Source organism: Streptomyces sp. NPDC058231 (assembly GCF_042882275.1).
Classification (GTDB): domain Bacteria; phylum Actinomycetota; class Actinomycetes; order Streptomycetales; family Streptomycetaceae; genus Streptomyces.
The window spans coordinates 151,211-165,419 of sequence record NZ_JBHVWN010000001.1 but is presented as its reverse complement, the minus strand read 5'-3'; the positions used below and the strand labels follow the sequence as shown (position 1 = coordinate 165,419).

The window sequence follows — 14,209 nt, the reverse complement described above, 5'->3', positions numbered from 1 at the left end:
GAGGTTCCGCGCATGCCCCGTCCCTTCACCCTCTTCACCGGCCAGTGGGCCGACCTTCCGTTGGAGGAGGTCTGCCGGCTCGCCCGGGACTTCGGCTACGACGGGCTCGAACTCGCCTGCTGGGGAGACCACTTCGAGGTCGACAAGGCCCTCGCCGACCCCGGCTACCTGGACGGCCGGCGGGAGTTGCTCGAAAAGTACGGGCTGAAATGCTGGGCGATCTCCAACCATCTCGTCGGCCAGGCGGTCTGCGACAACCCGATCGACGAGCGTCACCAGGGCATCCTGCCCGCCCGGATCTGGGGTGACGGTGAGCCCGAAGGCGTCCGGCGGCGGGCCGCCGAGGAGATCAAGAACACCGCCCGCGCGGCCGCGGCCTTCGGAGTCCGTACCGTCATCGGCTTCACCGGGTCGTCCATCTGGCACCTGGTGGCCATGTTCCCACCGGTGCCGCCGCGGATGATCGAGCGGGGGTACGAGGACTTCGCCGAACGCTGGAACCCGATCCTCGACGTGTTCGACGCGGAGGGCGTGCGCTTCGCCCACGAGGTGCACCCCAGCGAGATCGCCTACGACTACTGGACCACGCACCGCGCGCTGGAGGCCGTCGGCCACCGGGCGGCGTTCGGGCTGAACTTCGACCCGAGCCATTTCGTCTGGCAGGACCTCGACCCGGTCGGCTTCCTCTACGACTTCCGGGACCGGATCTACCACGTGGACTGCAAGGAGGCACGCAAGCGCCTCGACGGGCGCAACGGCCGGCTCGGCTCGCACCTGCCGTGGGGCGACCCGCGGCGCGGCTGGGACTTCGTCTCCGGCGGTCACGGCGACGTGCCGTGGGAGGACGTGTTCCGGATGCTCCGGTCCATCGGCTACGAGGGCCCGATCTCGGTGGAGTGGGAGGACGCCGGGATGGACCGGCTGGTGGGCGCTCCGGAAGCGCTGACCACGCTCAAGAGGTACGACTTCGACCCGCCGGCGGCGTCGTTCGACGCGGCGTTCGGGGGCGGCGACTGAGGAACGGTCCGGGGGCCCGTCCCCCGGACCTCCGCTCCTCGATCTCCGGGAAGAGGCTGATCGCCCACCCGGCACGACCACGCCCGCCGGATGTCCGAGGGCGTTCTCCGGTACGTCCGGTGACGGAGGGCCGGAGCCCGGTCCGGAAGGCGACGGACAGGGGCAGGTCCGCACAGCCCGGCGGCACACCCGCCGTCGGGGCGGTCCCGGCTGCCCGGAACCCGCTTTGTCCTGATGCAGGAAAAAGTTCAACTTATCTGCTGCGCAAGGGCTTTCCACCCCGGACGAACGCGTCTACCGTCCCTGTGGTGTACACGAAATGACTCGCGTCCCCTGGGCCCCACCCGGCCCCGGTGACCTGCGCGGCAGTCCCCGCGCGGAACGGCACGGCTCCACCCGCCCGTACAACCGGCACTCTCCGGAGGACACTCGTGCACAGAACCAGAATCCGGCCCCGATTCCGTAAATCCCTCGCCCTGTTCACCGGGGGCCTGCTCACCGCGGCCGCCCTCGCCCTGGGCGTCCAGCCCGGCGCCGCCGCGGCCGGCCCGGTCTCACCGGCCGCCGCCGACGCGCCGGCGGCCGAGGACTTCCAGCAGGTCACCCTCGCCAAGGGCGCCGCCGAGACAGGCGAACCCATGTCGCTGGCCGTGCTCCCGGACCGCAGCGTCCTGCACACCTCGCGCAGCGGCGAGCTGCGGATCACCGACAGCGCCGGCGACACCAGGATCTCCGGCGTGCTCCCGGTCTACTCGCACGACGAGGAAGGCCTCCAGGGCGTCGGCATCGACCCGGACTTCGACAAGAACCGGGCGATCTACCTCTACTACGCGCCGCCGCTGGACACCCCTTCCGGCGACGCCCCGGAGACCGGCACCGCCGCGGACTTCGCCAAGTTCGACGGCGTCAACCGGCTCTCCCGCTTCGTCCTCAAGGAGGACGGCACCCTCGACCTGAGCAGCGAGAAGAAGGTCCTCGACGTCAAGACGTCGCGCGGCATCTGCTGCCATGTCGGCGGCGACATCGACTTCGACGCGCAGGGCAACCTGTATCTGTCGACCGGTGACGACTCCAACCCGTTCGCCTCCGACGGCTACGCGCCGCTCGACGAACGCCCCGACCGCAACCCGGCGTTCGACGCCCGGCGCTCCGCGGGCAACACCAACGACCTGCGGGGCAAGGTCCTCCGGATCAAGGTCGCGGACGACGGCTCGTACACCATCCCCGACGGCAACCTCTTCGCCCCGGGCACGGACAAGACCCGGCCCGAGATCTACGCGATGGGCTTCCGCAACCCCTTCCGGTTCAGCGTCGACAAGGCCACGGGCATCGTGTACGTCGGTGACTACGGTCCCGACGCCGGTGCGGCGGACCCGAAGCGCGGACCGGCCGGACAGGTCGAGTTCGCCCGGGTGACCAAGGCGGGCAACTTCGGCTGGCCGTTCTGCACCGGGAACAACGACCCGTTCATCCAGTACGACTTCGCGACGCAGACGTCCGGCGCCGCCTTCGACTGCGCCGCCCCGAAGAACACCTCGCCGCACAACACCGGCCTGGTCGACCTGCCTCCGGCGCAGCCCGCGTGGATCCCGTACGACGGCGGTTCGGTGCCCGAGTTCGGCACCGGATCAGAGTCGCCGATGGGCGGTCCCGTCTACCACTACGACCCGAACCTCGACTCACCCGTGAAGTTCCCCGAGGCGTACGACGGAGACTTCTTCGCCGGTGAGTTCGGCCGGCAGTGGATCAAGCGGATCGAGCAGGACGGCGACGGCACCGTCAAGTCCATCAACGACATCCCGTGGTCCGGGACCCAGGTGATGGACATGGCCTTCGGCCCGGACGGGGCGTTGTACGTCCTGGACTACGGCCTCTCCTGGTTCGGCGGTGACGAGCACTCCGCGCTCTACCGCATCGAGAACGCCACCGGCGGGCACTCACCCGTCGCCGAGGCCGCGTCCGACAAGACGTCCGGAACCTCGCCGCTCAAGGTGAAGTTCTCCTCCGCCGGTACGTCGGACTCCGACAACGACGCGCTCACCTACGCCTGGGACTTCGGCGACGGCGGCACGTCGACCGCCGCGAACCCCACGTACACGTACAAGAAGAACGGCACGTACACCGCGACGGTCACCGCCAAGGACCCCACCGGCCGCACCGGCTCGGCGAGCGTCCATGTGACCGTCGGCAACACGGCGCCCACCGTGAACCTGGAACTCCCGGGCGACGGACAGCTGTTCAGCTTCGGCGACGACATCCCGTTCAAGGTGACCGTCACCGACCCCGAGGACGGCACGATCGACTGCTCCAAGGTCCAGGTCAGCTTCGTGCTCGGCCATGACAACCACGGTCACCCGATCACATCGACGCACGGCTGCACCGGCACCATCAAGACCGAGATGGACGGCGGACACGACCCGAACGCCAACATCTTCGGAGTCATCGACGCCTCCTACACCGACGGCGGGGGCGGCGGTCAGGCCGCACTCTCCAGCCACGACCAGGCACAACTGCAGCCCCGCCACCGGCAGGCCGAGCACTTCACCGACTCGTCCGGCATCCAGACGTACGACAAGGCGAACGCCGAGGGCGGCAAGACGGTCGGCGACATCAACAACGACGACTGGATCGCCTTCAAGCCGTACATCCTCGGCGACTCCACCAAGCTCACCGCCCGGATCTCGTCCGGCGGCGCGGGTGGATTCCTCGAAGTGCGGGCCGGCTCCGCGACCGGAAAGATCCTCGGCTCCGCGCCGGTGCCGGTGACCGGCAGCTGGGAGACGTTCCAGGACATCGACGTACCGCTGCGCGGCGTTCCGAAGAAGGCCACCGAACTCTTCCTGGTCTTCAAGGGCGGCGAGGGAGCGCTCTACGACATCGACGACTTCGAGCTCTCCAACAGCGCACCCGACCATACCGCCAAGCGGGTCCTGGTCTTCTCGAAGACGGCCGGCTTCCGCCACGACGCCATCCCCGAGGGCATCGCCGCACTGAAGGAACTCGGCGCGAGCAGCAACATCACCGTCGACGCGACCGAGGAGGCGGGTCAGTTCACCACCAGCAACCTCGCCCGCTACGACGCCGTCGTCTTCCTCTCCACCACCGGTGACGTCCTCAACGCCGACCAGCAGAAGGCGTTCGAGAACTACATCAGCTCCGGCGGCGGCTACATGGGTGTGCATGCCGCCGCGGACACCGAGTACGACTGGGGGTTCTACGGCGGACTGGTCGGCGCGTACTTCGCCGGGCACCCCGCCATCCAGCCCGTCACCGTCCGCGTCGAGGACCACAACAACCCTGCGACCGCCCACCTCGGCGATGCCTGGGACCGTACCGACGAGCTGTACAACTACCGCACCAACCCGCGCGACAAGGTGAAGGTCCTCGCCACGCTCGACGAGACGACCTACACAGGCGGCACCATGAAGGGCGATCACCCGATCACCTGGTGCCAGACCTACCAGGGCGGCCGTTCCTTCTACACCGGCCTCGGCCACACCAAGGAGTCGTACGCCGACCCGGACTTCCGTCAGCTCCTCCTCGGCGGCGTCCGGTACGCGGCCGGACAGGTGCAGGCGAACTGCAAGCCGGCCACCGGGTACCGGTCGATCTTCAACGGCAAGACGCTCGAGGGCTGGAAGCAGGCCGGACCGGGGAAGTTCGACGTCGTCGACGGTGAGCTCCGCTCCGAGGGCGGCATGGGTCTCCTCACCTACCAGGCCAAGGAGCTCGGGTCCTACTCGCTCAAGCTCGACTGGAAACTGGCGGGCGACGACAACTCCGGTGTGTTCGTGGGCTTCCCGGAGTCCGACGACCCCTGGTCTGCCGTGAACAACGGCTACGAGGTCCAGATCGACGCCACGGACGCGCCCGACCGCACCACGGGCTCCGTCTACACCTTCAAGGCGGCGGACATCAAGGCACGTGACCAGGTACTGCGGCCGCCCGGCCAGTGGAACAGCTACGAGATCAAGGTCCAGGGTGAACGGCTCCAGGTCTTCCTCAACGGAGTCAAGATCAACGACTTCACCAACACCGATCCCGTACGCAGCCTGAAGAACGGCTTCATCGGTCTCCAGAACCACGGGGCCGACGACCAGGTGTCCTTCCGCAACATCGAGTTGAAGGAACTGCCGGCCACCTAGGACGACAGTCGCAGTCGGACGGCGGGCGGGGCAAAGGCCCTACCCCGCCCGCCGTCACCACCTCTTCCCCACCCGCCCCGATCCGATCAGCGCCGCTCTCTCCGCACTGCCCAGCAAGGACCCCCAGCCAGGGAGGCAGCCCGTGTCAGCACATGCCGTTCGTACCGGAGTCTGGTTCATCGGAGCACGTGGCTCCGTCGCCACCACCGCCATGGCGGGCTGCGCGGCGGTCGCGGCGGGGCTCCACCCGGCGGCAGGCATGGTCACCGAGACCGCGCCGTTCGGCGACAGCGGGCTGCCGGCACTGAACTCCCTGGTCTTCGGCGGACACGACACCGTCGACTGCCCGCTTCCCAAACGGGCGGAGGCGCTGGCCGCCGGAGGAGTGCTCCCGCACGGGCTGCCCGCGGCGGTACGCTCCGAACTCGCCGCCGCCGACGCGGAGACGAGAACCGGCGGCCCGCTGCCCGGCGACACCCGCACCGACGACGAACTCATCACCGCGTTCGCGGCCGACCTCACCGACTTCACCCGCCGGGGCGGCCTGAGCCGCACGGTCGTGGTCAACGTCGCGTCGACGGAGCCGGTACCCGCTCCCGGCGACCACCGGCTGCCCGCCAGCTCGCTCTACGCCGCGGCGGCGCTGCGGGCCGGCTGCCCCTACATCAACTTCACCCCGTCCACCGGACTGCGCGCCCCCGCGCTCCAGGACGCCGTCGCGGACTGCGGACTTCCCCACGCGGGCCGCGACGGCAAGACGGGCCAGACGCTGCTCCGCTCCGTACTCGCCCCGATGTTCGTGCAGCGGGCCCTGCCCGTACGGGCCTGGTCGGGCACCAACCTGCTGGGCGGCGGGGACGGAGCGGCGCTGGCCGACCCCGGCGCGGCGGCGGCCAAGAACGCGGGCAAGGAACGCGTACTCGCCGACACCCTGGGCGCAGCCCCGCAGGGCGAGGTGCACATCGACGACGTACCCGCGCTCGGTGACTGGAAGACGGCCTGGGACCACATCGCGTTCGACGGCTTCCTCGGGGCGCGGATGGTGCTCCAGACGACCTGGCAGGGCTGCGACTCGGCACTTGCCGCCCCGCTGGTGCTGGATCTGGCGCGGCTGCTGGCCCGGGCCCACGAGGTGGGACTGTCCGGTCCACGGCCCGAACTCGGCTTCTACTTCAAGGACCCGGACGGCGGCCCCGCCGCGCTGTCCGAGCAGTACACGGCCCTGCTGGCCTTCGCCGAGCGGCTGCGGGGGGAGCAGTGACGGCGACGCTGCGGGCCTGGGCGGAACTGCTGCGGGTCTCGGCGCTGTTCACCGTGCCCGGGGACGCACTCGCCGGGTCGGCAGCCGTCGGACTGAGCGTCAACCGCGGCACCTTGCTGGCCACCGGCGCCTCACTCTGCCTGTACGAGGCGGGTATGGCCCTCAACGACTGGGCGGACCGGGACGAGGACGCAGTCGACCGCCCGCACCGCCCGATCCCGTCGGGGCGGATCAGCCCGGCCGCGGCCCTCACGGCAGCCGGAACGCTCACGGCCGCGGGTCTGGGACTCGCCGCCCGTGCGGGCCGTCCTGCCCTGGCCGTGGCCACCGGCCTCGCGGCGACGGTCTGGGCCTACGACCTCCGGCTGAAGCACTCACAGGCGGGACCGGCGGCCATGGCGACGGCACGCGCACTGGACCTGCTGCTGGGTGCGACGGCAACGGCGGCGGGGACGGGAACACGGACGGCGGCGGGAACGGCAGGGACAGCGAGGACAGCAGGGACGGCTCGGGCCGACGCGAAAGAGCCCCGCACCGCGCCACCGGTCCGCACCGCCCCGGCCGGCGCCGCCCTTCGGGCCGCCGCCCTGCTGGGGGCGCACACCTACGTCGTCACCGCCGTCTCCCGGCACGAGGCCCAGGGCGGTTCCACCGCCGCGCCCCTCGCCGCACTCGCGGCGACCGTCGCGCTCGGCGCCGCGACGGTGCGCGAACAGCGCGGTACCGCGGGCCCGCCCACTCCTCCGGGGCCGGGGGACCAATCGGACGGCCACCGCGGCTCACCCGCCGCCACCCGCTTCCCCGCTCCACCCGGCCTGCTCCTCCCCGCGCTCTCCGGCGCCTATCTCCGTACCGCCGCAAAGCCCCTCCTGCACGCCGCACTCAACCCGTCCCCGCCTCTGACCCAGCGCGCCGTCGGCAGCGGCATCCGGGCGATGATCCCGCTCCAGGCCGCGCTCGCCGCCCGCGCCGGATCGGCCCGCACCGGACTCACCGTCATGGCGCTCGTCCCGCTGGCCCGCGCACTTGCCCGGAAGGTGAGCCCCACATGACGATCCGGCTCGGCTACGGCACCAACGGGCTCACCGACCTCCGGCTGGACGACGCCCTCGGACTCCTCGCGGACCTCGGGTACGACGGCGTCGGTCTCACCCTCGACCACATGCACCTGGATCCTCTGGCACCGGACCTCGCCGCCCGTACCCGCCACGTCGCGGGCCGGCTCGGCGAGCTCGGGCTCGGCGTGACCGTCGAGACCGGGGCGCGCTACGTCCTCGACCCGCGCCGCAAACACGGCCCGTCCCTGCTCGACCCGGACCCGGAGGCCCGCGCCGCACGCACCCGGCTCCTGGTCCGTGCCGTCGACGTCGCCGCCGACCTCGGCGCCCACGCCGTGCACTGCTTCAGCGGCATCACCCCACCGGGCACCACCCCTGACGAGGCCTGGCACCGGCTGGCGGACGCCCTGGCCCCGGTGCTCGCAGCCGCCGCCCGCACCGGTATCCCGCTCGCCGTCGAGCCCGAACCCGGCCACCTCCTGGCGAACCTCGCCGACTTCCACCATCTCCGCATCCTCAGCGGCGACCCCGAACCACTCGGGCTCACCCTCGACATCGGTCACTGCCAGTGCCTGGAGACGTCCTCGCCCGCCGACTGCGTCCGCGACGCCGCACCCTGGCTGCGCCACGTCCAGATCGAGGACATGCGCCGGGGCGTCCACGAGCACCTCCCGTTCGGCGACGGCGAGATCGACTTCCCGCCGGTACTCGAAGTGCTCGACGCGCTCGGCGACACCGGATACCGCGGCCTCACCGTCGTCGAACTGCCCCGCCACTCCCACGCCGGCCCCGAACTGGCCCGCACCTCGATCGACTTCCTGCGCACCCGTGTCCCGACGATGTCCTCGAAGGGAGCGACACCATGCCGATGACCTCCTCGGCGTCTTCGCAGATGCCCCCGCTGCTGACCGGCAGCCAGCTCGGCGCGGTGCTGGGCGGCGCCGCACGCGCCTGGCTCGACGAGGCACTCGCGGAGGCCGCGCACGCGGCCGCCCACGAGGGGACCGCGGCGAGCAGCCCGTACGCCGCGCCCTCGTGGGAGCTGCGGTTCGCCGCCGCCGGCCGCAACTGCGGACCCCGGCACGCCGACTCCGTACGAGCCCTGCTCCTCCTCGAAGCGTGCGCCGGCCTGCCCGCCGTGACCAGGCTCTACGAACAGGGCACCGCCGCCGAACGCCGCGCCGTCCTCCTGACCCTGCACCGGCTGGACCTCGGCCCCTCCGCTCTTCCGCTCGTCGAGGACGCCCTGCGCACCAACGACACCCGGCTGGTCGCCGCCGCCGTCGGCCCGTACGCCGCCGAGCACCTCGACGCGCACAACTGGCGCCACGCCATCCTCAAATGCCTCTTCACCGGGGTCCCCGTCGACGCCGTCGAAGGACTGGCCCGCCGCGCCCGTGGTGACACGGAACTCGCCCGCATGCTCGGCGACTTCGCAGCGGAACGCACCGCCGCCGGCCGAACCGTCCCCGACGACCTGCGCCGCGTCCTGACCCTCACGGCCCCCGCACCCTTCCCCGAGCCCCCGAACACCCTCGAGCAGGGGAGTGCCCATCCCCCCACGGAGGAGTCCTGATGCGCATCTTCGACCCCCACATCCACATGACCTCCCGCACCACGGACGACTATCAGGCGATGTACGACGCGGGTGTCCGCGCCCTCGTCGAACCCTCCTTCTGGCTGGGCCAGCCGCGCACCTCGCCCGCCAGCTTCTTCGACTACTTCGATGCCCTGCTGGGCTGGGAACCCTTCCGCGCGGCCCAGTACGGCATCGCCCACCACTGCACGCTCGCCCTCAACCCCAAAGAGGCGAACGACCCCCGCTGCACCCCCGTGCTGGACGCACTGCCCCGCTATCTCGTCAAGGACTCCGTCGTCGCCGTCGGCGAGATCGGCTACGACTCCATGACGCCCGCCGAGGACACCGCTCTCGCCGCCCAGCTGCAGCTCGCCGCCGACCACGGGCTGCCCGCCCTCGTCCACACCCCGCACCGCGACAAGCTCGCCGGTCTGCACCGCACCATCGACGTCATCCGCGAGTCCCAGCTGCCCCCGGAGCGGGTCCTGCTCGATCACCTCAACGAGACCACCGTGAAGGACGCCGCCGACAGCGGCTGCTGGGCCGGTTTCTCCATCTACCCCGACACCAAGATGGACGAGGACCGCATGATCGCGATCCTCAGGACGCACGGCACCGAGAAGATCCTGGTCAACTCGGCCGCCGACTGGGGGCGGAGCGACCCACTCAAGACCCGCAGGGTGGGCGACGCCATGCTCGCCGCCGGCTTCAGCGACGACGACGTCGACCAGGTGCTGTGGCGCAACCCCGTCGCCTTCTACGGCCAGAGCGGCCGCCTGCAGCTGGATCCCGTCACCCCCGATCCGCTCCACGAGGGGAACTCCATCCTCCGCGGCGGGGAGTGACACGATGCGCTTCCGCCACCCCGACGGATCCACCGTCCACCTCGCCTACTGCACCAACGTCCACCCCGCCGAGACCCTGGACGGCGTCCGCGCCCAGCTGCGCGACCACTGCGAACCGGTCCGCAGACGGCTCGGCCGCGACCGTCTCGGCATCGGCCTCTGGCTTGCCAGGAACGCCGCGAGGACCCTGATCGACGACCCCGTCCAACTGCGTTCCCTGCGCGCCGAACTCGACCGCCGCGGCCTCGAAGTCGTCACCCTGAACGGCTTTCCGTACGAAGGGTTCGGCGCCGAAGAGGTCAAGTACCGGGTGTACAAGCCCGACTGGACGGACCCCGAACGGCTCGCCCACACCACGGACCTCGCCCGGCTGCTCGCCACGCTGCTCCCGGACGACGTCACCGAAGGCACCATCTCCACCCTTCCGATCGCCTGGCGCACCCCGTTCGCCGGCGATCCCGAGGCCGCCCGCACCGCACACACGGCCCTCACCACCCTCGCCGAACGCCTCGACGCCCTCGCCGAACCGACCGGCAAGTCCATCCGGATCGGCCTGGAACCCGAACCGGGCTGCACCGTCGAGACCACCGGCGACGCCATCGCACCACTCACCGCAGTCGGACACCGGCGCATCGGCATCTGTATCGACACCTGCCACCTCGCCACCTCCTTCGAAGACCCCGGCACCGCCCTGCGCGCACTCGCCGCGGCGGGCATCCCGGTCGTCAAGGCCCAGCTCTCCGCCGCCCTGCACGCCGAACACCCGCACCTCCCCGAAGTGCGCACCGCACTCGCCGCCTTCGACGAACCCCGCTTCCTCCACCAGACCCGAACCAGCACCACCGGCGGGCTGCGCGGTACCGACGACCTCGACGAGGCGGTCACCGGACGGGCACTTCCCGACGGCGCCCCGTGGCGCGCCCACTTCCACGTACCCCTGCACGCACCCCCTGCCCCGCCGCTCACCTCCACCCTCCCGGTGCTCCGCTCCACGCTGACCCACCTGGTCGGCGGAGCCCGGCCGCTCACCCACCACCTGGAGGTCGAGACGTACACCTGGCAGGCGCTCCCCGCCGAGCTGCGCCCCCGCAGCCGCCCCCAGCTCGTCGACGGCATCGCCGCCGAACTCACTCTCGCCCGCGACCTCCTGGTCGACCTCGGCCTCAAGGAGCTCCCATGAACCCGGCCGAACCCGTCCCGCCGCCCGGCGGCTCACCCACCCCCCTCCTCGTCCTCGACGTCGTCGGCCTCACCCCCCGGCTCCTCGACCACATGCCGCACCTCAAGTCCCTGGGTCGGTCGGGCACCCACGCGCCCCTCGGCACCGTGCTGCCCGCCGTCACCTGCGCCGCCCAGTCGACCTTCCTCACCGGCACCACCCCCGCCGAGCACGGCATCGTCGCCAACGGCTGGTACTTCCGCGAGCTCGGTGACGTCCTTCTCTGGCGCCAGCACAACGGACTCGTCGCCGGCGACAAACTCTGGGACGCCGCCCGCCGCGTCCACCCGGGCTACACCGTGGCCAACATCTGCTGGTGGTACGCCATGGGCGCCGACACTGACATCACCGTCACCCCACGCCCCGTCTACTACGCCGACGGCCGCAAGGAACCCGACTGCTACACCCGCCCGCCCGCCCTCCACGACGAACTCACAGAGAGGCTCGGCACCTTCCCCCTCTTCCACTTCTGGGGCCCCGGCGCCGACCTGGTCTCCTCGCAGTGGATCATCGACGCGACCCGGCACATCCTGGACACCCGCCACCCCGATCTGGCCCTGTGCTATCTCCCGCACCTCGACTACGACCTGCAGCGCTACGGCCCCGACGACCCTCGCGCCTTCAGGGCCGCCGCCGACCTCGACCGGGCCATGGCCCCACTCCTCGAGGACGCCCGCCGTGAGGGCCGCACCGTCGTCGCGCTCTCCGAGTACGGCATCACCCGCGTCGACCGCCCGGTCGACATCAACCGGGCACTGCGCCGCGCCGGCCTGCTGGAGGTCCACACCCAGGACGGCATGGAGTACCTGGACCCCATGGCCTCGCGTGCCTTCGCCGTCGCCGACCACCAGCTCGCCCACATCTACGTACGCCGTCCCGAGGACCTGGACGCGACCCGCGAAGCGCTCCGGGACGTGCAAGGCATCGAGCAGCTCCTCGACGACGAGGGCAAGAAGGCCCATGGCCTCGACCACCCGAGGTCCGGCGAGCTCGTCGCCGTCGCCGACCCGGACGCCTGGTTCACGTACTACTACTGGCTCGACGACGCGCGCGCGCCCGACTTCGCGCAGCTCGTCGAGATCCACCGCAAACCCGGCTACGACCCGGTCGAACTCTTCCTGGACCCCCAGGACCCGTACGTCCGGGTCAAGGCCGCCACCGCCGTGGCCCGCAAGAAGCTCGGCATGCGCTACCGCATGGCGGTCGTACCCCTCGACCCGTCACCTGTTCGAGGCAGCCACGGCCGCCTCCCCATGAGCGACGAAGAAGGTCCGCTCATCCTCTGCTCCACCCCCCACGCGTTCACCGGACCCGTCCGGGCCACCGAAGTGAAGTCCTTGCTCCTCACGCTTGCCGGCCTCGCATGAGATCGGTCCGTGCACAGCGTTTCGAGCATCTTCGAGAAAGAGAGAGACCGTGACCGCGTTCAACGACGAATCCGGAACAGACAGCGCCCTGCGCCGCAGCCTCGGCGTCAGTCGCCGCCGCTTTCTCAGCAGCTGCACCGCCGCCGCGGCAACGGCGATCGCCGCGCCCGCCTTCGGCGCGTCGCCGGCCTTCGCCCAGCCCGCATCCCACAAGGGCCACGACCACGGCCACGATCACGGCCACGGCCAGGTTCTGGTCCCGGCGGCGAAGCGAGGAATCATCCTGTACACCGTGCGCGACGCCACGGGCCGGGATCCGCTCAGCACCAACCTTCCCTCGGGCTTCCGCGACGTCTTCAAGGAGCTGGCCCGCTACGGCTACAAGCAGGTCGAGTTCGCCGGGTACGGCCAGCACGCCAACGCGCCCGGCGGAAGCAACCTCGAAACGGTGGAGGGCGCGAAGCTGCTGCGTTCGTGGCTGGACGACTACGGTCTGCGCGCCCAGGGCAACCACGGCTTCATCCCGTCGTCCTGGCCGCTGAACCAGAGCGACCTGGACCAGTTCAAGCGGACCCTGGAAATAACGAACATCCTCGGCATGGACCACATGGGCACCGGTGGCGACCCCACCGGCAGCGCCTACCGTGCCGACTGGGACGTGGCCGCCGACAAGTGGAACTCGCTGGGACAGATCGCTCATCGTGCGGGGATCAAGCTGTACACCCACAACCACGACGCGGCCTACGGCTTCCTGCTCGACGGCGGTCCGCTGGACGCACAGGGCCGACCCACCCGCAGCTCCGGCATCCGCAAGCTCGAGTACTTCCTCAAGGTCACCGATCCGAAGACCGTGTGGCTGGAGATGGACATCTACTGGGCACACGTCGCCCAGTACAAGTTCCACACCTACACCGCGCACGACGGATCGCAGCGGGAGAACATCTTCGACCCCGCGGCACTGGTCCGCTCCCACAACAAGCGCTACCCGTTGTTCCACGCCAAGGACGGCGTCGTCAACACGACCAGTGGCGAAGGCTACGACATGGTCCCCTTCGGTACCGGGGTCATCGACTACCGGACGTTCTTCAGCCGCGTCGGGGAGGCGAACTACCGCAACCCGATGATCGAGCAGGACAACGCACCGAGCTCGACCGACCTCGCGCAGTCCCTGAAGCATGCGCGGATCGGCTACGACAACCTGGCGGCGCTGCGCAAGTAGGACCGAGGCGGCACCGGAGGAGGCGGTCCGCGCCTCACCTCGAATTCCTGACATCGGGGAACAGCGCGAACGCCCGCCCGGTGACGTCAGGCACCGTGCGCTCCACGGCCGTCACCAGGAGCGCACGGTGCCTCGGCCGTGGCGCGGCACCACGCGCCGTCGAAGCCGACGGCCGCCCGGCCGGGCGCGTCAGCGCACTGTGCATACAGGCGGCCACACAAAGTGAAGCTGCCCGGCCGTTTCGCTCCGCCACCCCGCCCGCACCGCACTGACCACCGAATATGCAGGTGAGAGGCACCCCAAACCCCTGGTATTGTTTTCTTTGTCGCCGCGGGAAACCGGGGCGGATCACCTGGTCCGGGTGGCGGAATGGCAGACGCGCTAGCTTGAGGTGCTAGTGCCCTTTATCGGGCGTGGGGGTTCAAGTCCCCCCTCGGACACCAAGGTCAACTGACCAAATGGAGCCGGGGGGAAACACAACAAGTGGCGGAGACCCGCG

At 70.7% G+C, this 14,209-nt stretch carries 10 protein-coding genes and 1 tRNA gene; all 11 read left to right on the top strand.

The features are described 5' to 3' along the window. The first annotated feature begins 12 nt into the window (after positions 1-12). On the top strand, positions 13-1,017 hold the full coding sequence (locus tag ACFVXE_RS00650; RefSeq protein WP_389667763.1) for a sugar phosphate isomerase/epimerase family protein: 1,005 nt from the start codon (positions 13-15) through the stop codon (positions 1,015-1,017). A gap of 431 nt (positions 1,018-1,448) precedes the next feature. Continuing rightward, positions 1,449-5,162, top strand: coding sequence for a ThuA domain-containing protein (locus ACFVXE_RS00645; protein WP_389667761.1), 3,714 nt, complete (start codon positions 1,449-1,451; stop codon positions 5,160-5,162). Positions 5,163-5,304: 142 nt separating this feature from the next. Next, positions 5,305-6,423: an inositol-3-phosphate synthase gene (locus ACFVXE_RS00640; RefSeq protein WP_389667759.1), complete on the top strand. Its 1,119-nt coding sequence runs from the start codon at positions 5,305-5,307 to the stop codon at positions 6,421-6,423. Then, positions 6,420-7,475 carry an SCO3242 family prenyltransferase gene (locus ACFVXE_RS00635; protein ID WP_389667757.1) on the top strand — a complete coding sequence of 352 codons (1,056 nt, stop codon included), beginning with the start codon at positions 6,420-6,422 and terminating at the stop codon, positions 7,473-7,475. The genes ACFVXE_RS00640 and ACFVXE_RS00635 overlap by 4 nt, the downstream gene beginning before the upstream one ends. Continuing rightward, complete coding sequence (locus ACFVXE_RS00630; RefSeq protein WP_389667756.1) at positions 7,472-8,353, top strand: sugar phosphate isomerase/epimerase family protein; 882 nt, start codon at positions 7,472-7,474, stop codon at positions 8,351-8,353. The genes ACFVXE_RS00635 and ACFVXE_RS00630 overlap by 4 nt, the downstream gene beginning before the upstream one ends. After that, complete coding sequence (locus ACFVXE_RS00625; protein ID WP_389668077.1) at positions 8,350-9,057, top strand: EboA domain-containing protein; 708 nt, start codon at positions 8,350-8,352, stop codon at positions 9,055-9,057. The genes ACFVXE_RS00630 and ACFVXE_RS00625 overlap by 4 nt, the downstream gene beginning before the upstream one ends. Beyond that, the gene (locus ACFVXE_RS00620) at positions 9,057-9,905 is read left to right on the top strand and encodes a TatD family hydrolase (RefSeq protein ID WP_389667754.1); all 849 of its coding nucleotides are present in this window, start codon (positions 9,057-9,059) and stop codon (positions 9,903-9,905) included. The genes ACFVXE_RS00625 and ACFVXE_RS00620 overlap by 1 nt, the downstream gene beginning before the upstream one ends. Before the next feature lie 4 nt (positions 9,906-9,909). Continuing rightward, positions 9,910-11,085, top strand: coding sequence for a metabolite traffic protein EboE (gene eboE / locus ACFVXE_RS00615; RefSeq protein ID WP_389667752.1), 1,176 nt, complete (start codon positions 9,910-9,912; stop codon positions 11,083-11,085). Next, complete coding sequence (locus ACFVXE_RS00610; protein WP_389667750.1) at positions 11,082-12,491, top strand: alkaline phosphatase family protein; 1,410 nt, start codon at positions 11,082-11,084, stop codon at positions 12,489-12,491. Before eboE ends, ACFVXE_RS00610 begins: the two co-directional genes overlap by 4 nt. 49 nt (positions 12,492-12,540) lie before the next feature. Then, on the top strand, positions 12,541-13,710 hold the full coding sequence (locus tag ACFVXE_RS00605) for a sugar phosphate isomerase/epimerase family protein (protein ID WP_389667749.1): 1,170 nt from the start codon (positions 12,541-12,543) through the stop codon (positions 13,708-13,710). Positions 13,711-14,065: 355 nt separating this feature from the next. Further along, positions 14,066-14,153: transfer RNA gene (locus tag ACFVXE_RS00600), tRNA-Leu, on the top strand. Positions 14,154-14,209: the final 56 nt, after the last annotated feature.